A 17,749-nucleotide genomic window follows, 5' to 3' on the forward strand; every position below is an offset into this window, starting at 1 on the left:
ACGCCGCGCGCCGCGGACGTCAAGGCTGGCCGTCGCTCCTGCCTCACCCCAAACTCCGCCCTTGCCAGGCCACGCCTTGACGGCCACAAGCACGGCGTCATTCTCGAAGCAATCGGGCGGATCTTTAATGGTTGCTACGACACCGTCATTGTAGCGATTACTGGATCAGGCGCCGTAAGAGTAAAAGCCCTGCCCGGACTTGCGGCCGAGATGGCCGGCATCGACCATTTCCTTGAGCAAGGGGGCCGGACGATATTTAGGATCGTTGAAGCCCTTATAAAAGACCTCCATCACCGACAGCATGGTGTCGAGACCGACCAGATCAGCCAGCGCCAGCGGCCCGATCGGATGGTTGCAGCCGAGCTTCATGCCGGCGTCGATTTCCTCGGCGGTCGCGATGCCCTCCTGGAGCGCGAAGATCGCCTCGTTGATCATCGGGCACAGGATGCGGTTGACCGCGAAGCCGGGGCTGTTCTTGGCCGTGATCGCCACCTTGCCGACGCGCTGGGCGAAATCGAGCGCCTTGGCGTGGGTCTCGTCGGACGTCTGCAGGCCGCGGATGAGTTCCAGCAGCTGCATGACCGGAACCGGGTTGAAGAAATGCATGCCGATGAATCGATCCGGGCGATCGGTCGCTGCGGCAAGCTTGGTGATCGAGATCGACGAGGTGTTGGTGGCAACCAGCGTGCGCGGCGACAGCGTGGCGCAGAGATCCTTCAGGATCTTGACCTTCAGCTCCTCATTCTCGGTTGCGGCCTCGATGACGAGATCGCAGTCGGCAAGCTTCGCCCGATCAGTGGTGCCGGTGATGCGCTTGAGCGCCGCCTCGCGATCGGCCGCCGAGATCTTCTCCTTCTTGACCAGGCGCTCAAGGCTGCCGCCGACGGTCGAGATGCCGCGGTTCACCGCCGCATCGGAGATGTCGACCATCACGACCGACAGCCCGGCCGCGGCGCAGATCTGGGCGATGCCGTTGCCCATGGTCCCAGCTCCGATGATGCCAACGGTATTGATCATAGAATGACGTCCTTCTCGTTGAACGGGCCGGCCTTGAGCGGCAGCGTTCCCGGTTTGACCTGAATTTCGAGCCGCGGCGCCTTACGTGCTGCACCGCATCCAGGCTCTTCCTTAGCGCATCCGTGGCGAGAATAAAGCTGCCTTTCCGCTCGAAAAGGACATGACTTGGCGACCTCGCGGCCTGATCGGCCCGAGTTTTGCGGCTCTTTCCAGCCCCTGGAATGCCGAGATTAAAGTTGACGCGCCACCGTTGTTTCAATAATCGTTGAAATATGGAAAAGACAGATGCCGTCACGGCGCTCGCCGCGCTGGCGCAGGACAATCGGCTCGACGTATTCCGCCTGCTGGTGCGGTCCGGCCCTGAAGGCCTGACCGCAGGTGCGATCGCGGACGCGCTGGATCTGGCGCCAAACACGTTGACGTTTCACTTCGACCGGCTGCGGATGGCCGGGCTTGCCACTGTCCGGCGCGAGGGACGCTCGATGATCTATGCGGCGCGGTTCGAGACCATGAACTCGCTGGTCGGCTTCCTCACGGAAAACTGCTGCGGCGGCGTATCATGCGCACCCGCCTCGTCTTCGAAACCTGCGCGAAAGCGCAACAAGGCTCCAGCCTGAAAGGACAGACCATGAAACGCCTGCACGTTCACCTGTCCCTCCGAAAGTATCGGCCATGGACGTGATCATCTACCACAATCCCGCCTGCGGCACCTCGCGCAACACGCTCGCCCTGATCCGCAACGCCGGCATCGAGCCGCACGTGATCGAATATCTCAAGACGCCGCCATCGCGCGCGCTGCTCCAACAGCTTGCCGCACGCATGGGGCTTTCGGTGCGTGAATTGCTGCGCGAAAAGGGCACGCCCTATGCCGAGCTTGCGCTCGACAACGCTGACCTGACCGACAACCAACTGCTCGACGCCATGATGGCGCATCCGATCCTGATCAACAGGCCGATCGTGGTTACGCCAAAAGGCGTCAAGCTGTGCCGGCCCTCCGAAGAGGTGCTGGATCTTCTGCCTCCGCAGCAGGGTGAATTCGTCAAGGAAGACGGCGAGCGTATCAGGCTCGACCGCGGCGTCTGACGATGCCAAGCCTTGTACAGCCAAGCCTTGCAAAGCGCGCATTTGCCGAATGGCTCGGAACGGCGTTCCTCCTCGCCGCGGTGGTCGGCTCGGGGATCATGGCCCAGAAGCTCGCCGGTGGAAACATCGCGTTGGCGCTCCTCTGCAACACGCTTCCCAGCGGCGCCATCCTCGTGGTGCTGATCCTGATGTTTGCTCCCATATCGGGTGCACATTTCAATCCGGCGGTAACGCTGGCCTTTGCCCTGCGCGGCGAGACCGCCTGGATTGATGCGGCGATCTATATCACAGCGCAGATTTCGGGGGCGATCATCGGCGTATGGATCGCGCATCTGATGTTCGAGCTTCCCGTCCTCCAGATTTCCTTGACGGAGCGCAGCGGCGCGGGACAATGGCTCGCCGAGGCCGTGGCTACCTTCGGCCTGCTGCTGACGATCTTTGGCGTCGCATCGAAAGCCTCGGCTGCCGTCCCCTACGCCGTCGGCCTGTACATCACATCGGCCTATTGGTTCACGGCCTCGACCTCGTTCGCCAATCCCGCCGTCACCATCGCCCGATCGCTGTCCGACACATTTGCAGGTATCGCGCCACACGGCGTGCCGGCCTTCATTGCCGCGCAGCTCATCGGGGCGATCGTTGCCCTTCCGCTTGCGAGCTGGCTGTGGGGTGAAGCAAGCCTGAAGCACGCTGCTGCCCACCAATGAAAGGAGTGCCCCAGCCGCTCCTCCCCTGTATTCTCCGACAGTCGCCACAACGGCAGGGGCGGGTTTTGAAGCGAGATCGCGGCCACGACAGTGACCATCCCTTGACATCAGGCCTGGCGCTGAGACATCACGCCGGATGAACGATTTCGCGCGATCCATCGCTGCCGCATTCACGCTGATTGGCCAAGCGGATCCCGAGCTCCTCGGCATCGTCGCGCTGTCGGTGCGCGTCAGCCTGACGGCCAGCATCATCGCGCTGCTGATCGGCGCGCCGTTCGGCGCTTTGCTGGCGATCACGCGCTTTCGCGCGCGACAGGTCATCATCGTGCTGACCAACGCGCTGCTCGGCCTGCCGCCGGTTGTGGTCGGACTCGCGCTCTATCTTTTGCTGTCGCGCTCCGGCCCGCTCGGCGCGGCCGGCCTGTTGTTCACGCCGGCGGCCATGGTGATCGCGCAGACGTTGCTGGCAACCCCGATCGTGGTTGCGCTGGTGCACCGGCCCGCAACCCTGTTGTGGGCCGAATATGGCGACCTTGCACGGATTGACGGACTATCGACGCTGCGCAGCATCGGCCTGTTGTTCGCGCTCGGCCGGACCTCGCTGCTGACGGCGTTCCTGGCCGCGTTCGGGCGCGCCATCGCCGAGGTCGGCGCCATCATCATCGTCGGTGGCAACATCCGCGGCTTTACCCGCACGATGACGACGGCCATTGCGCTGGAGACCAGCAAGGGCGACTTGCCGCTGGCGCTCGGCCTCGGCTTGATCCTGCTCGCACTCAGCGTCGCCGTGTCGACCGTCGCCTTCCTGCTAGTGGGACGCGTTGGGGAAAAATAGCTGCTCGCTGCCGACCTTGTAGCCGGCAATCGCATCCTGCCCCTTTGGCGAGATCAGCCAGTCGATGAAGGCCTGCCCGTCCCTGGCCTTCACGTTGGGATGCTTGTCCGGATTGACCAGCATGACGCCATATTGGTTGAACAGGCGCTTGTCGCCCTCGGTCAGGATCGCAAGCTCGCCCCGATTCCTAAACGACAGCCAGGTGCCGCGGTCCGACAACAAATACGCATTCGACGACGACGCCATGTTCAACGCCGGGCCCATGCCCTGGCCAATCTCGCGATACCAGCCGTCTTTGCCGTTGGCGGGCTCGATGCCTGCTTCTTTCCAGAGCCGCAGCTCGGCGGCATGTGTGCCGGACTTGTCGCCGCGCGAGATGAACGTCGCTTTTGCAGCAGAAATCTTGCGCAAGGCATCGGCGACGTCCTTGTCGCCCGCGATCTTTGCGGGGTCGCTCTTCGGGCCGACGATGATGAAGTCGTTGTACATGACGTCGAAGCGCTTCACGCCCTGCCCTTCCGACATGAACTTGTCCTCGGCCGGCCTGTCATGGACGAACACAACGTCGGCATCACCGCGCCGCCCGATGTCGAGCGCCTGGCCGGTGCCGACCGCGACGACCTTCACCTCGATCCCCTCCGCCTTCGTGAACAGCGGCAGCAGATAGCCGAACAGGCCGGACTGCTCCGTCGACGTCGTGGAAGCCACGGTGATGCTGCGATCCTGCGCCCATGCGCCCGTCGACAAGATTAGAACCGCTGCGATGGCGGCAAGCTTCTTCATGACATCTTCCTCATTCCCAGATGATTCAAATTAGGCGGAGACAATGACGTGGGAAAGCCCGACGTTGGGCGCGTTCGCCCCATAGGCGCCAGCGCTATCATGAAGGCGGAGTGCTTGGCAGCCGTGTTGGTGGGCGCTTCACGCCGGCCTCACGGCTATTGAACCTCGCGTGATCTGTCCCGCGATCACGTGGCGGCGCGGAATATCGCACGTTCCGATCGATCCCTAGGGATAGAACGGTTTGGAGCCTCCCATGACAAAAACGAACATCATCGCCACCTTGCGGATCGTGTTGTCGCTGGCGATTGCGGGCCCGGCGCAGGCCTGGCCGGGACAGTCCTCAAGCATCGACTGCGCCTGGGGCGGCGAAGCTGGGGACTGCGAAGCACTGACCATGGCGCTCCTCCGCAAGCACGCGCTGGCGCATGCGCGCAGCCACAAAGCAGAGCACTCCGTCGTGCCGTTTGCGTCGTCGCATCTGCCCGATCACGACGAGGATCCGCTTGCGTCGATGCATTTCGAATGAACGCAGTGGCGCGCAGGTCTGTGCAGATGTTCTGCAATTGGTCCCGCCTCAATTGACATAGGCGTAACAGCCGGGGCAGTTTTTCACATTGCTGGCGAATCAGCGATTGCCCACGGCCCAGAGTACCTCTTGGACAACTCCCAGTGCTTTCGAGACTGATATCGTTGCTGAACCGCATTCCTGCGGTGAAATGGGCGTTCAATCGGCTTCGGCCCCTGCCGCACAGCGGCAGCATCGACGTGACGCCGAGCGCCGCGGATGAGCAGCCCGTCGTCGCAGCGATCACAGAAGCCGCTCCGACCGTCGATACGAGCGCCAGCGAGGATTCATTCCCGGAAACGTCGGCTGAAGCTGAGCCCGCCGCCGTCGAAGAGAGTTCAGTCCCTTCGGTTGAGGTCGCGAGCGAGCCGATTGCAGCGCCCGAACTCATCAGCAGCAATCCACCGGTGGAACTCCTCGCGAATGTTGAGCACGACGTCGTGGAAGAGGTCGCGGTCTCTTCTGCCGCAGTCGAAGCGATCGAACCTCAAGAGCCTGTCATCAGCAGCGGTGCATCGTCGGATGATGACGCGGAGGTTGCACCTGATGTTGCAGAGCAGGCCTTTGTTTCGCTGGTCGAGGTCGAGACCGTCGCGGTCTCCGAGTCCGCCATTGAAGACGAACCCGCCTCTATCGTTTCCGGGGAGATCGAAACTGTCGACGAGACGCCCGCTGTTGTGCACGACAACGACATCGCGGCGCCTGCGGTCGCCGAGGTCAAGATCGACAACGAGCCCGCGCCTGATGTCGTGATGGAGATCGAGCCGGTCGTCGCAAGCGATCCAGCGCCGGTCGCGGCCGACGTCGCTGAGGATACGATCACCGACGCACCTGTCGGCGCAGCAGAGATTGAGCCTCCGCCAGCGCCCGCGCCGAAGAAGATCCGCCCAAAGGTCGTCGAGCCCGCCGATCGCGCCGCGCTGATCCGGCAGCGCTGGGCCGAGACCGGGATCAGGATGTGGAATCCGCGGCTGCATGGCACCGGCGAAGCCACTCTGAACATCCAGGGCCGCATCGGGCTGCTGCCGCCCGAGCCCGGCGAGACCATGCCGCGCTACGACAAGCTGGAATTCAGGATGCTCGGCGGGCAAGTCGCCTGCGAAGGCGTCATCGTCGAGGCGCCCGTGCACGCCGGCCAGCGCAGCTTCACCCGGCTCGCCGAACCGCGCAGCGCCGATCGCAGCCGTGAGCCGGTGCGGGAACGCCAGGCCGCCCTCGCCTGATCCTTGTCCTCACGCGATGACGCAACGAGCCTGCGCGGCGCCATGCGCTCGACCGCCGCGATGACGATCGGGCGCCGAACATCTCTCGCACTCACGGAATTGGATAGCCCTTCCAGAGCCATTCCAGCGCAGCCGGCAGCGTTTGCGCGATGGTCGGGCGATCGACGTGCTTGGCGTTGCGCACGAACAGGAACTGATAGTGATAGCCCTTCTCGGCGAGCACCTTTGCCATCAACTCGTTCGATAAGGTCCAGTCGTGCATGCCATCTGGAATGGTGGGGTTGGGATAGTACAGATCCTGGTCGCCGCCAAAGTACCAGAAGCGGATCGGCTTGGTCGGCGCGGCGACGATCAGCGGCACGCCAGGTGGATCGGCCGGCGTCAACACACCCGCCTTTGAGATGAGATTGGGCGTGGCCGGCCCCGTCCATGCGCTGTGATATTCCCAGGCGCCGCCGCGCAGCGACGGATCGTGCGGCCATTGCTGATTGACCATGGTCGGCGAGAACGCCAGCACACGGTGATAGAGATCGGGATAGAACCAGGCCATGGTGAAGGCCGCAGCCCCGCTGGAACTCAGGCCCATGGTGGCGCGGCCCTCAGGATTTTTGGTCAGCTTGACGTCCGCATTCTTTTCGACCAGCGGCAGCACCTCGCGTTCGATGAAATCCGTATAGACCCCCGACACCGCATCATATTCGCGGCCACGCTGGCTGCCCTGCGCATCCTGCCCGCCATTGCCGACCTGGATCGCGATCATCGGCGGTACCCGGCGCTGCGCGATCAGATTGTCGAGCGTGGTGGCGATATCCTTGTATGCGTTGGAGCCGCCATCGCCGACCACGATGAACGGCGCCTCGGTGCCGCGCACATATTGCGCCGGCACGTAGACGTCGATGGTGCGCGACCAGATGCCGGGATGGCTGGTGGTGACGATCATGTTCGACTTGTCATCAGGCGCGGTCACGGTCGTCATGATCGAGGAATTGGTGCAGCCGGCGACATCGTCGCGGATCAGGCCCGGATTGTAGATGGTGCTGTCGTTCGAGGAAAGCGTGAACGATTTTGTCGTGCCGCGCGGCACGCCCTCCTTCGCGACGGTCTCGGGCGCGGGATTGTGGGTCGGACCGACGATGAAATTGCCCTCGGCGCCGGGCGGCGGCAGCGTGCCATCAGGCAACTCGGTCGCGCGTGGATATGCGGGATTGGAGGGATCGCGCGTCGGCGGCGCCGTCTTGAAATCGAGGCCAGTGGTGTCGATGAAGAACGGCGCGGCTTTATCCGTGGTGTTGGCGCTTGGCGGCACGGCCATGTTCTGGGTCACGCAGGTCGGCTGGGCGAAGCCGATCGAAGCGAAGGAGACGACGGAAATCAGCGTCCCCGCGAGGACGGAGAATGATCTGGTCATGTGAGCTCCCGGTGCTGACGGGTCTTGCTGGCCCGTCTTGAAGCAAAAGTATGGCGGGCGCCTCGCGCATGGTCAAACGCGACGAACGCAGTGCAGCGGCAATCGCCATGCTCAAATCGGACAGCGATCATTATTCCGCGCATGGCGCGGAATAATTCCAACCCCAGGCCGTTGCTGCCGGAGCGCGCAACATCTAGCGTGCGGCTGGGTGATCCGCGCAAAGAAGCGGTCGCGACGACAAAAACACATCCGGAGGACAATCCATGAGAAAGCTCGCGGCCGCGCTGTGTACGCTGGCGCTCCTCGCACCTGGCGCACAGGCGCAGACCATCAAGGATTTTCTGGCGCAGGTCATGGTGAAATGGACCGCGCCATTCGAGCCGTTCCGCCTGATCGATAACATTTACTATGTCGGCACCGAGGGCATCGCCGTCTACGTCATCAGGACGTCGCAAGGCTTGATCCTGATCGACACCGCGATGCCGCAGTCGACCGGCATGATCAAGGACAACATCGCCAAGCTCGGCTTCAAGGTCGCCGACATCAAATACATCCTCAACTCGCACGCCCATCTCGACCACACCGGCGGCTTTGCCGAGATCAAGCAGGAGAGCGGCGCGCAACTGGTCGCGGGCGAGCGCGACAAGCCGCTGCTCGAAGGCGGCTATTATCCGGGCGACGAGAAGAACGCGGACCTCACCTTTCCGCCTGTCAAGGTCGATCGTGCGGTGAGGGAAGGCGACAAGGTCACGCTCGGCGACACCACGCTGATGGCGCACGCGACGCCCGGTCACTCGCCCGGCTGCACCAGCTGGGAGATGACGGTGAAGGACGGCGGCCAGGACCGCCAGGTGCTGTTCTTCTGCAGCGGAACCGTGGCGCTGAACCGGCTGGTCGGCCAGCCGACCTATCCCGGCATCGTCGACGACTATCGTGCGACCTTCGCCAAGGCCAAGGCGATGAAGGTCGACGTCCTGCTCGGGCCGCATCCGGAGGTCTATGGCATGCAGGACAAGCGCGCCCAGCAGATCAAGAGCGAGACGCCCAACCCGTTCGTCAAGCCGGGCGAGCTTACGACCTACGCCACGGGTCTGTCGGAAGATTTCGACAAGGCGCTCGCCAAGCAGACGGCCGCGCTCCAGGCCGCGAAATAAACGACAGCGCGCGGCGGTCATCGCTGATGACCGCCGCGACATCAGGCCGCGCCACGCGGCGGAGGAAGCTATGGTTAGCGGAACGTAGCCGCGATCGATTTCGGACGATCTGCCGCGCCAGAAGCGGCTTCCTTCCGCCTCACATCCTTAACATCGCCTCACCAATGCACGCGGGTGGAAAATCATGCGGTAGCGCGCAACCTGCGCTAGCGCATCCGCGTCAACTGCATCTAACGCGGTCTTTACCCCCGCCGTGCAAGATCGCCTTCGTTTTTGAAGGGATTTGGGGCGCGTATTGCAATGCCTGCCGTCAATTTGAAAGCCTACCTCGTCGCAGCGATAGAGCTGTTTCGCGTGTCTGACGACGCGGACCTGACGCGCGCCCAGTTCGACGCCTTCTCCAAGCAGATCCCGCTGCTCTACTTCATCCTGATCAGCAACACGATCGCGGTGGCGTATACCTACGTCAACGTCGCGCCGGACTGGTTGGCGATGATCGTGCCGAGCGTGCTCACGGCGCTCGCCGCGCTTCGGACCTTCTGGTGGTTGCGCCAGCGCCATCTCGTGCGCAGCGATGCCGACATCCTGCGCAATCTGCGCGCGACCAACTGGATGACGCTGCCGATCGCCGCCGGCTTCACCGCCTGGTCGTTCGCGCTCTACCCCTATGGCGATCCCTTCGCCAAGAGCCAGGTCGCGTTCTACATGGCCGTGACCGTGATCGGCTGCATCTTTTCGCTGATGCATCTGCGTTCGGCGGCGCTGATCGTGACGCTGATCGTCGACGTGCCCTATGTGCTGTTCTTCTGGGCCACGGGCGAACCGACGCTGAAGGCGATCGCGGTCAACAACCTCCTGGTCTCCGGCGCGATGGTAACGGTGCTGTTCATCTATTACCGCGACTTCGCCGATCTCGTCGCCAGCCGCAAATCGCTGCTGGTGCAGCAGGCGGCGACGCAGGCGCTGTCGGACGAGAACTTCCGTCTCGCCAATCTGGATTCCCTCACCGAGCTGCCGAACCGCCGCCGCTTCTTTGCCGAGCTGTCGAGCGCCTTCAACGACGCCGAGCGCAGGCATGTGCGCGTCGCAGTCGGCATCATCGACCTCGACGGCTTCAAGCCGATCAACGACAATTACGGCCATTCGGTCGGCGACCGCGTCCTGATCGAGGCCGGCCGTCGCATTCGCGAGGTCTGCGAAGGCTTCGGTCCGCAGCGTGTAGAGTTCGCCCGCCTCGGCGGCGACGAGTTCGGTCTCGTCGTCTGCGGCGATCCCGAGGATGCCGACCTTGAGCGGCTCGGCGAACGCATCTGCGAGCAGGTCAAGCTGCCCTACCAGCTCGACACCGCCCATACCGGCCTGTCGTGCTCGATCGGCTTTGCCCTGTATCCAGACTCGGCAACGACATCGGAAGCGCTATACGAGTGCGCCGACTATTCGTTGTACCACGCCAAGCGCCAAAAGCGCGGCCGCACCGTAATTTTCTCGAGCGAGCTAGAAGCCGAAATCCGCAGCCGCGGCGTGATCGAGACCCTGCTGCGCACTGCCGATTTCAGCACGGAGATGGAACTGATGTTCCAGCCGATCGTCGATGCCATGAGCGAGCATACCGCGGGCTTCGAGGCGCTGGCGCGCTGGCAAAGCCCCCGCCTCGGCTGGGTCTCGCCGGCCGACTTCATTCCCGCTGCCGAGCGCATCGGCCTGATCCGCCCGCTGACGCAAGCGTTGCTGGTACGCGCGCTCGCGGCTGCCAGGACCTGGCCGGATCACACCCGCCTGTCGTTCAACCTCTCGGCCCACGACATCTGCTCGTCCGACGGAATCCTGCCGCTGATCGCCATCATCGAGAAGAGCGGCGTGCCGCCGCGCCGACTCGACTTCGAGATCACCGAGACCGCCGTCACCTTCGACTTCGCGCGCGCGCAGCAGTCGATCGCGGCGCTGAAGGCCATGGGCTGCGGCATTTCGCTGGACGATTTCGGCACCGGCTATTCGTCGCTGAGCCACGTGCATCGCCTGCCGCTGGACAAGCTCAAGATCGACCGCAGCTTCGTCGCCGACATCAACGATAATCCCGTGAGCCACAAGATCATCAAGTCGCTCACCGGCCTTTGCGACGACATGGAGATTGCCTGCGTGGTCGAGGGCGTTGAGACGCGGGCCCAGCTCGATACGCTGCGCCGGCTCGGCTGCGACTTCATCCAGGGCTATTATTTCGCAAAGCCCATGCGCGGCTCGGCGATCGACGAGTATCTGACGACGGAACGTCAGCGCCTTGCCGGCGCTGAAGCCAAAGTCGTGGCCTAAGGCCTAGCTACTTCACAAGGCTCGGCAGATCGAGCCCCTTGTCGCGGGCGCACTCGATCGCGATGTCGTAGCCCGCATCCGCATGGCGCATGACGCCGCTGGCCGGATCGTTCCAGAGCACGCGCTCGATGCGCTTGGCCGCTTCCGGCGTACCGTCGGCCACGATCACCATGCCGGCGTGCTGCGAATAGCCAATGCCGACGCCGCCGCCATGATGCAGCGAGACCCAGGTCGCACCGCTGGCGCAATTGAGCAGCGCGTTGAGCAGCGGCCAGTCGGACACGGCATCCGAGCCGTCCTTCATCGCCTCGGTCTCGCGGTTCGGGCTTGCCACCGAACCGCTGTCGAGATGATCGCGGCCGATCACGACAGGCGCCTTCAACTCGCCGCGCGCGACCATCTCGTTGAAAGCAAGGCCCAGGCGATGGCGATCGCCAAGCCCGACCCAGCAGATCCGCGCCGGCAGGCCCTGAAACTTGATGCGCGCCTTGGCCATGTCGAGCCAATTGTGCAGATGCTTGTCGCTGGGCATCAGCTCTTTCACCTTGGCATCTGTCTTGAAGATGTCCTCCGGATCACCTGACAGCGCAGCCCAGCGGAACGGTCCGACGCCGCGGCAGAACAGCGGGCGGATATAGGCGGGAACGAAGCCCGGGAAATCGAACGCGTTCTTCAGGCCCATGTCCTGCGCCATCTGGCGGATGTTGTTGCCATAGTCGAGCGTCGGAATGCCCTGCGCGTGGAAATCCAGCATGGCCTGGACATGCTCGACCATCGAGGTCTTCGAGGCGCGCTCCACAGCCTTTGGATCGGAGGCACGCTTAGCCTCCCAATCGGCCAACGTCCAGCCCTTTGGCAAATAGCCGTTGATCGGATCGTGCGCGCTCGTCTGGTCGGTGACGATGTCGGGCTTGACGCCGCGGCGGACCAGCTCAGGGAAAATCTCTGCGGCATTGCCGAGCAGGCCGACCGAGACTGCCTTCTTCGTCTTCGCGGCCTCCGCCATGATCGCCAGCGCCTCGTCGAGCGTTGCCGCCTGGCGATCGAGATAGCCGGTGCGCAGGCGCATCTCGATGCGGCTGGGCTGGCATTCGACCGCCAGCATCGAGGCGCCCGCCATGGTCGCGGCCAGCGGCTGCGCGCCGCCCATGCCGCCGAGACCCGCCGTGAGAATCCATTTTCCGGCAAGGCTGCCGCCATAATGGCGACGGCCGACCTCGACGAAGGTCTCGTAAGTGCCCTGCACGATGCCTTGGCTGCCGATATAGATCCACGAGCCCGCTGTCATCTGGCCGTACATCATCAGACCCTGGCGATCGAGCTCGTTGAAGTGATCGAGCGTCGCCCAATGCGGCACGATATTGGAGTTCGCGATCAGCACGCGCGGCGCATCGGCATGGGTGCGGAAGATGCCGACCGGCTTTCCGGATTGCACCAGCAGCGTCTGGTCGGCTTCCAGCTTGCGCAACGCCGTCGTGATCCGATCAAAACTCTCCCAATCGCGCGCGGCGCGGCCGATGCCGCCATAGACCACGAGCTCGCTCGGCCGCTCGGCGACATCAGGATCGAGATTGTTCATGAGCATGCGCAGCGGCGCTTCCGTCAGCCAGCTCTTGGCGCTGATCTCGCTACCACGTGGCGCGCGGATGGTACGGTCATTATCCAGTCGGCGGTTCATGCGAAAACCCCTTAGTCGAGCCCTGTTCAGTCAAGTCTTGGAAACGGATCGGATGATAGCGCAGTGAGCGCGACGGCCGGCAGCGCGTCGGCCTCGACCAACGCGGCGGCCTTGGCGAGATCGCCGGCCATGTAGCGATCAGCGCCTAGCGCCGGCACCTGCTCGCGCAGCTTAGCGATCACCGCGACAAGCGGCGCGCTTGTGGCGTGCGGCGCACGTAGCGTGATGCCTTGGGCGGCAACCAGAAGCTCAATGCCTAGAATGGACGCGAGATTCTCGGCCATGTCAGACAGGCGTCGTGCGGCATGCGCGGCCATGGAGACATGGTCTTCCTGATTGGCGCTGGTCGGCGTCGAATCGATCGAGCAGGCTGCGGCGCGCTGCTTATTCTCGGCGTAGAGCGCAGCCGCCGTCACCTCGGCGATCATGAAGCCGGAATTGATGCCGGGATCTGGCGTCAGGAACGGCGGCAGGCCGAAATTGAGCGCGGGATCGACCAGCGTCGCAATGCGCCGTTCACTGATCGCGCCGATCTCCGACAAGGCGAGTGCGATCGTATCGGCGGCGAAGGCGACCGGCTCGGCATGGAAGTTTCCGCCGGAGACGATCTCGCCCGTTTCGACCAGCACCAGCGGATTGTCGGTGACGGCATTGGCCTCGACGGTCAGCGTGCGCGCGGCCTGCGTGATCAAATCAAGCACAGCGCCCGCGACCTGCGGCTGGCAGCGCAGGCAATAGGGATCCTGTACGCGCTCGTCGCCCTCGAGATGCGACAGGCGGATATCGCTGCCGTCAAGTAGCGCGGTCAACGCCGCGGCCGCGGCGACTTGCCCGGGAAGACCGCGCAGGGCCTGAATCTCGGGGCGGAACGGCGCGGTCGAGGCCATGGCGGCATCGACCGACAGCGCACCGGTGACCAGTGCCGCACGGGCGAGACGAAATGCACGCAGCACGCCGGAGATAGCATAGGCGGTCGAGAACTGCGTGCCGTTGATCAGCGCGAGCCCCTCCTTTGGACCCAGCGTCAGCGGAACAAGGCCAGCAGCCGCCAGCGCCTCGGCACCGGACACGGTTTTCCCGTCGAGGATCGCCTGCCCTTCGCCGATCATCACCGCGGTCATATGCGCGAGCGGCGCGAGATCGCCGGAGGCGCCGACCGAGCCCTGCTGCGGCACTAGCGGATAAACGTGTCGCGCCAGCATGGCCTGCAATTGCTCGATCACCGCGCCGCGGACGCCCGAGGCACCCCGCCCAAGCGAGATGATTTTCAGCGCCATCATCAACCGCACGATCGGCTCGGGCGTGGCCGGCCCGACGCCGCAGCAGTGGGAGACGATGAGGTTGCGCTGAAGCAGCGCGGTCTGATCGGGCGGAATGCGTTTCGAGGCCAGCTTGCCGAAGCCGGTGTTGATGCCGTAGACCGGCGCGGCGCCGAACGCCGCCTTTGCAACGATCTCCGCAGCTGCCTCGACGCGCGGCCAGAACGATGGATCGAGTTCGACAGCAGCACCCGCCAGCACGCATGCGAGATCGTCAAGGCTCACCCTTCCGGGCTTGACGACGATCGCTGTGCCCTGCCCAGTCACTGGCCCCTCCACACCCGTCGATGCAGCGGATTGAAGCCAATGCGGTAGACCAGCTCGGCGGGGCGCTCGATGTCCCAGATCGCGAGGTCGCACCATTTTCCGGCCTCGAGCGTGCCGGTCTCATCGAGCACGCCGAGCGCCCGCGCGCCTTCGCGGGTAATCCCCGCGAGGCATTCGACGACAGTCATCCGGAACAGCGTCGCGCCCATATTCATCGTTAGCAGCAGCGAGGTCAGCGGCGAGCTGCCGGGATTGCAGTCGGTCGCGAGCGCCATGGCAACGGCGTGCTTGCGGAACGCCTCGACCGGCGGCTTTTGCGTTTCACGGATGAAGTAGAAGGCGCCGGGCAGAAGGACGGCCACTGTGCCGGCCTTTGCCATCGCGGCGGCGCCGGCTTCGTCGGTATGTTCGAGATGGTCGGCCGAAAGCGCGGAGAATTGTGCGGCGAGCGCGGCGCCGCCAAGGTTCGACAGCTGGTCGGCATGCAGCTTGACCGGCAGCCCGAGTGCCCTCGCCGCCGTGAACACCCGTGCCGTCTGCTCGGCCGAGAATGCGATGCCCTCCATGAAGGCGTCGACCGCATCGGCAAGGCCTGCCTTTGCGACGGCCGGCAGCATCTCCTTACATACGAGATCGATGTAGCGATCCTTGTCCCCACCGGCTTCCACCGGCAGTGCGTGCGCGCCGAGGAAAGAGGTGCGGATCGCAACCTTTCGCTGACGGCCAAGGCTGCGGGCGGCAGAAAGCTGCCGCATCTCGGTCTCGGTATCGAGACCATAGCCGGACTTGATCTCGACCGTGGTTGCGCCCTCGCCGATCAACGCATCCAGCCGCGGCAGTGCGCTCGCGATCAGCTCGGCCTGACTCGCCTTGCGCGTCGCGGCGACCGTCGAGACAATGCCGCCGCCGGCACGCGCGATCTCCTCGTAGCTTGCGCCCTTCAGGCGCAGCTCGAACTCTCGCGCGCGGTTGCCGCCATAGACAAGATGAGTGTGGCAATCGACGAGGCCTGGCGTGATCCAGCGTCCCTCGCAATCGATCCACTGAATGGCGTCGGCATCGCCAGGAAAATCGGCCGCGGCGCCGGCATAGATGATGTGGCCGCCGCGCGCGGCAATCACACCGCGTTCGATCTCGCCGAGATCGGGACGATCGGCCCGCATGGTGGCGAGCCGGGCGTTATGCCAGATCCGGTCGAAGCGCTCTGCCATGCCACTGTCCCTTCGCGAAGTCCCTGCGCCCTGGGATGCTTGACTTATATGTCTAGACATATAATCGTACGGCGGTTCTGTCCAGCCGGCGTGTAATCAATCATGACCCGACTGCATTTCGCCTCCGCGCTCCTGCCCTCGGGCTGGGCCAATGACGTGCAGGTGGTGATCACCGCCGGCGCGATCGCGGCGGTGACGCCCGATGTGGCGCCTGCTGCCGACGACGAGCGCCACGCCATCGCGCTTCCGGGGCTTGCGAGCCTGCACAGCCACGCGTTTCAACGCGGCATGGCGGGACTTGCGGAGCTGCGCGGCGATTCCGCCGACACGTTCTGGACCTGGCGCGAGACGATGTATCGCTTCGCGTTGGCGATGACGCCTGATGACGTCGCCGCCGTCGCAACGTTGCTGTATGTCGAGATGCTGGAGCAGGGTTTCACCCGCGTCGGCGAATTCCATTATCTGCATCATGATCGCGACGGCGCGCACTATTCCGACATTGGAGAAATGGCCGCGCAAATTGCGCAGGCTGCCGAAGCCTCAAGCATTGGCCTCACGCTGCTGCCGAGTTTTTATGCGCATGGGTCCTTCGGCGGCGCGGCGCCGCATGACGGCCAGCGTCGCTTCATCAACTCGGTCGATCAGTTCGCCGCGCTGATGGCGGCCTCGCGCAAGGCGATCGCAACATTGCCGGGCGCCAACATCGGCATCGCCCCGCATAGTCTGCGCGCCGTGGCGCCGGACGAGCTCGCGGCGATCGTTCCGCTCGCAAATGGCGGCCCGGTGCACATTCATGCCGCCGAGCAGGCGAAAGAAGTCGAGGATTGCCTGGTCTGGTCGGGGCAGCGTCCGGTGCAATGGCTGCTTGAGCACGCGCCGGTCAATCAACGCTGGTGCCTCATCCACGCGACGCATATGACGGACCAGGAAATCAGCGCATTCGCCAAGACCGGAGCGGTCGCGGGGCTCTGCCCCGTCACCGAAGCGAGCCTCGGCGACGGCATCTTCCCGGCGCGCGAATTTCTCGATGCCGGCGGTGCTTTCGGCGTCGGCACCGATTCAAATGTGCTGGTCGGTGTCGCCGACGAGTTGCGCCAGCTTGAATATGGCCAACGGCTTAAGCATCGCACGCGCAACGTGCTCTCCGGCGGGGCAGGCCGTTCCACTGGTCGCACGCTGTTCGATGATGCCCTTGCGGGCGGCTCCCGGGCGCTGGCGCAGCCAACCGTCGGGCTGATCCCGGGCGCGCGTGCCGACATTGTCACCCTCGACGCCATGCATCCGTCGCTGGCAGGACGCGCGCGCGATGCCGTGATCGACGGCTGGATCTTTGCAGCCGGCGACGGCGCGATCGATTGCGTCTGGGCCGGCGGCAACAAGGTGGTTGAGGGCGGCCAGCATAAACTGCGCCGGGACGCGCGCGCGCGCTTCAACACCGCCGTGCGGAGGCTCGTCGCATGAGCCTCGCCACCGACGCGGCCGACAAGCCGACGCTCTACAAGCGCATCCGCGCCGATATCGAAAGGCGCATTCTGACCGGCGAATGGCCGCCCGGGCATCGAATTCCGTTCGAGCACGAGCTCGTGGCGCGCTATGGTTGCTCGCGCATGACGGTGAACAAGGCGCTGTCGGAACTGGCACAAGCCGATCTGATCGAGCGACGGCGGCGTGCCGGCTCGTTCGTGCGTAGGCCGCAACATCAATCAGCGGTCCTCAAGATCGCCGACATCCGCGCCGAGATTACCGCGCTCGGCCGCACTTACGGCTACGAGCTGATCGGTCGCAAGCTGCGCGCGGCAACCGCCGCCGACCGCGAGCGGCTCGGCGTCAAGAAAGCCGGCAAGGTGGTCGCGATCTCCTGCCGCCACAGCGCCGACAACGTGCCGTTCGCCGTTGAGGACCGACTAATCGATCTTGCGTCCGTGCCATCTGCGGCGACCGCGGATTTCTCGCGCGAGCCGCCCGGATCGTGGCTGCTTCATCATGTTCCATGGACGGAAGCCGAGCATACGATCAGCGCCATCGTTGCGGATGACCGCACGGCTGAGACGCTCGACATCGCCATCGGCGCGCCCTGTCTTGTGATCGACCGCTATACTTGGCGCAGTGCGCGCACGATCACCGCGGTGCGCCTGCTTTATCCCGGTGACTCTCACCGCCTTGTCGCGCGATTCAAGGGAGGCTGAGAGGAAATA

16 protein-coding genes are annotated in these 17,749 nt (G+C 64.3%); 10 read left to right on the forward strand and 6 right to left on the reverse strand.

Features of this window, described 5'->3' with window-relative positions; translation table 11 throughout:
* Positions 1 to 165: 165 nt before the first annotated feature.
* Positions 166 to 1,017 carry a 3-hydroxybutyryl-CoA dehydrogenase gene (locus L6637_RS14330; RefSeq protein WP_237870971.1) on the reverse strand — a complete coding sequence of 284 codons (852 nt, stop codon included), beginning with the start codon at positions 1,015 to 1,017 and terminating at the stop codon, positions 166 to 168.
* Between the two features lie 272 nt (positions 1,018 to 1,289).
* Between L6637_RS14330 and L6637_RS14335 the strand changes: the two genes are divergently transcribed.
* From L6637_RS14335 to L6637_RS14350, 4 genes are all read left to right on the forward strand, one after another.
* On the forward strand, positions 1,290 to 1,634 hold the full coding sequence (locus L6637_RS14335; protein ID WP_237870973.1) for an ArsR/SmtB family transcription factor: 345 nt from the start codon (positions 1,290 to 1,292) through the stop codon (positions 1,632 to 1,634).
* Positions 1,635 to 1,689: 55 nt separating this feature from the next.
* On the forward strand, positions 1,690 to 2,100 hold the full coding sequence (gene arsC, locus L6637_RS14340; RefSeq protein WP_237870975.1) for an arsenate reductase (glutaredoxin): 411 nt from the start codon (positions 1,690 to 1,692) through the stop codon (positions 2,098 to 2,100).
* Between the two features lie 2 nt (positions 2,101 to 2,102).
* The gene (locus L6637_RS14345; protein ID WP_237870977.1) at positions 2,103 to 2,804 is read left to right on the forward strand and encodes an aquaporin; all 702 of its coding nucleotides are present in this window, start codon (positions 2,103 to 2,105) and stop codon (positions 2,802 to 2,804) included.
* A gap of 136 nt (positions 2,805 to 2,940) precedes the next feature.
* A complete protein-coding gene (locus tag L6637_RS14350; RefSeq protein WP_237864778.1) occupies positions 2,941 to 3,639 on the forward strand; it encodes an ABC transporter permease in 699 nt (232 codons plus the stop codon).
* On the opposite strand, the gene L6637_RS14355 is transcribed toward L6637_RS14350, so the two are convergent.
* On the reverse strand, positions 3,613 to 4,422 hold the full coding sequence (locus L6637_RS14355; RefSeq protein WP_237864779.1) for an ABC transporter substrate-binding protein: 810 nt from the start codon (positions 4,420 to 4,422) through the stop codon (positions 3,613 to 3,615). The two genes, L6637_RS14350 and L6637_RS14355, sit on opposite strands and share 27 nt — an antisense overlap.
* Before the next feature lie 253 nt (positions 4,423 to 4,675).
* On the opposite strand from L6637_RS14355, the gene L6637_RS14360 reads away from it, so the two are divergent.
* Together L6637_RS14360 and L6637_RS14365 are read left to right on the forward strand one after the other, a co-directional pair.
* Complete coding sequence (locus L6637_RS14360) at positions 4,676 to 4,948, forward strand: hypothetical protein (RefSeq protein WP_237870979.1); 273 nt, start codon at positions 4,676 to 4,678, stop codon at positions 4,946 to 4,948.
* Between the two features lie 164 nt (positions 4,949 to 5,112).
* Positions 5,113 to 6,210: a hypothetical protein gene (locus L6637_RS14365; protein ID WP_237870981.1), complete on the forward strand. Its 1,098-nt coding sequence runs from the start codon at positions 5,113 to 5,115 to the stop codon at positions 6,208 to 6,210.
* Between the two features lie 91 nt (positions 6,211 to 6,301).
* On the opposite strand, the gene L6637_RS14370 is transcribed toward L6637_RS14365, so the two are convergent.
* Positions 6,302 to 7,618: an alpha/beta hydrolase gene (locus L6637_RS14370; protein ID WP_237870983.1), complete on the reverse strand. Its 1,317-nt coding sequence runs from the start codon at positions 7,616 to 7,618 to the stop codon at positions 6,302 to 6,304.
* Positions 7,619 to 7,881: 263 nt separating this feature from the next.
* On the opposite strand from L6637_RS14370, the gene blaBJP reads away from it, so the two are divergent.
* Positions 7,882 to 8,772 (forward strand): BJP family subclass B3 metallo-beta-lactamase, encoded by an 891-nt coding sequence (blaBJP, locus tag L6637_RS14375; RefSeq protein ID WP_237870985.1) that lies wholly within the window; start codon positions 7,882 to 7,884, stop codon positions 8,770 to 8,772.
* 300 nt (positions 8,773 to 9,072) lie between these two features.
* A complete protein-coding gene (locus L6637_RS14380) occupies positions 9,073 to 11,079 on the forward strand; it encodes a putative bifunctional diguanylate cyclase/phosphodiesterase (protein WP_237870987.1) in 2,007 nt (668 codons plus the stop codon).
* 7 nt (positions 11,080 to 11,086) lie between these two features.
* On the opposite strand, the gene hutU is transcribed toward L6637_RS14380, so the two are convergent.
* The 3 genes from hutU to hutI are packed head-to-tail and all read right to left on the reverse strand — an operon-like array spanning position 11,087 to position 15,554.
* Positions 11,087 to 12,757 (reverse strand): urocanate hydratase, encoded by a 1,671-nt coding sequence (hutU, locus tag L6637_RS14385; protein ID WP_237870989.1) that lies wholly within the window; start codon positions 12,755 to 12,757, stop codon positions 11,087 to 11,089.
* A gap of 26 nt (positions 12,758 to 12,783) precedes the next feature.
* The gene (gene hutH / locus L6637_RS14390; RefSeq protein ID WP_237870991.1) at positions 12,784 to 14,343 is read right to left on the reverse strand and encodes a histidine ammonia-lyase; all 1,560 of its coding nucleotides are present in this window, start codon (positions 14,341 to 14,343) and stop codon (positions 12,784 to 12,786) included.
* The gene (hutI, locus tag L6637_RS14395) at positions 14,340 to 15,554 is read right to left on the reverse strand and encodes an imidazolonepropionase (protein WP_237870993.1); all 1,215 of its coding nucleotides are present in this window, start codon (positions 15,552 to 15,554) and stop codon (positions 14,340 to 14,342) included. Before hutI ends, hutH begins: the two co-directional genes overlap by 4 nt.
* 102 nt (positions 15,555 to 15,656) lie before the next feature.
* Between hutI and L6637_RS14400 the strand changes: the two genes are divergently transcribed.
* Both L6637_RS14400 and hutC read left to right on the forward strand, forming a co-directional pair.
* Positions 15,657 to 17,015 (forward strand): formimidoylglutamate deiminase, encoded by a 1,359-nt coding sequence (locus tag L6637_RS14400; RefSeq protein ID WP_237870995.1) that lies wholly within the window; start codon positions 15,657 to 15,659, stop codon positions 17,013 to 17,015.
* On the forward strand, positions 17,012 to 17,740 hold the full coding sequence (hutC, locus tag L6637_RS14405) for a histidine utilization repressor (RefSeq protein ID WP_237870997.1): 729 nt from the start codon (positions 17,012 to 17,014) through the stop codon (positions 17,738 to 17,740). The genes L6637_RS14400 and hutC overlap by 4 nt, the downstream gene beginning before the upstream one ends.
* Positions 17,741 to 17,749 lie beyond the last annotated feature (9 nt).

It is taken from the genome of Bradyrhizobium zhengyangense, from assembly GCF_022012435.1.
Taxonomy (GTDB): domain Bacteria; phylum Pseudomonadota; class Alphaproteobacteria; order Rhizobiales; family Xanthobacteraceae; genus Bradyrhizobium; species Bradyrhizobium zhengyangense.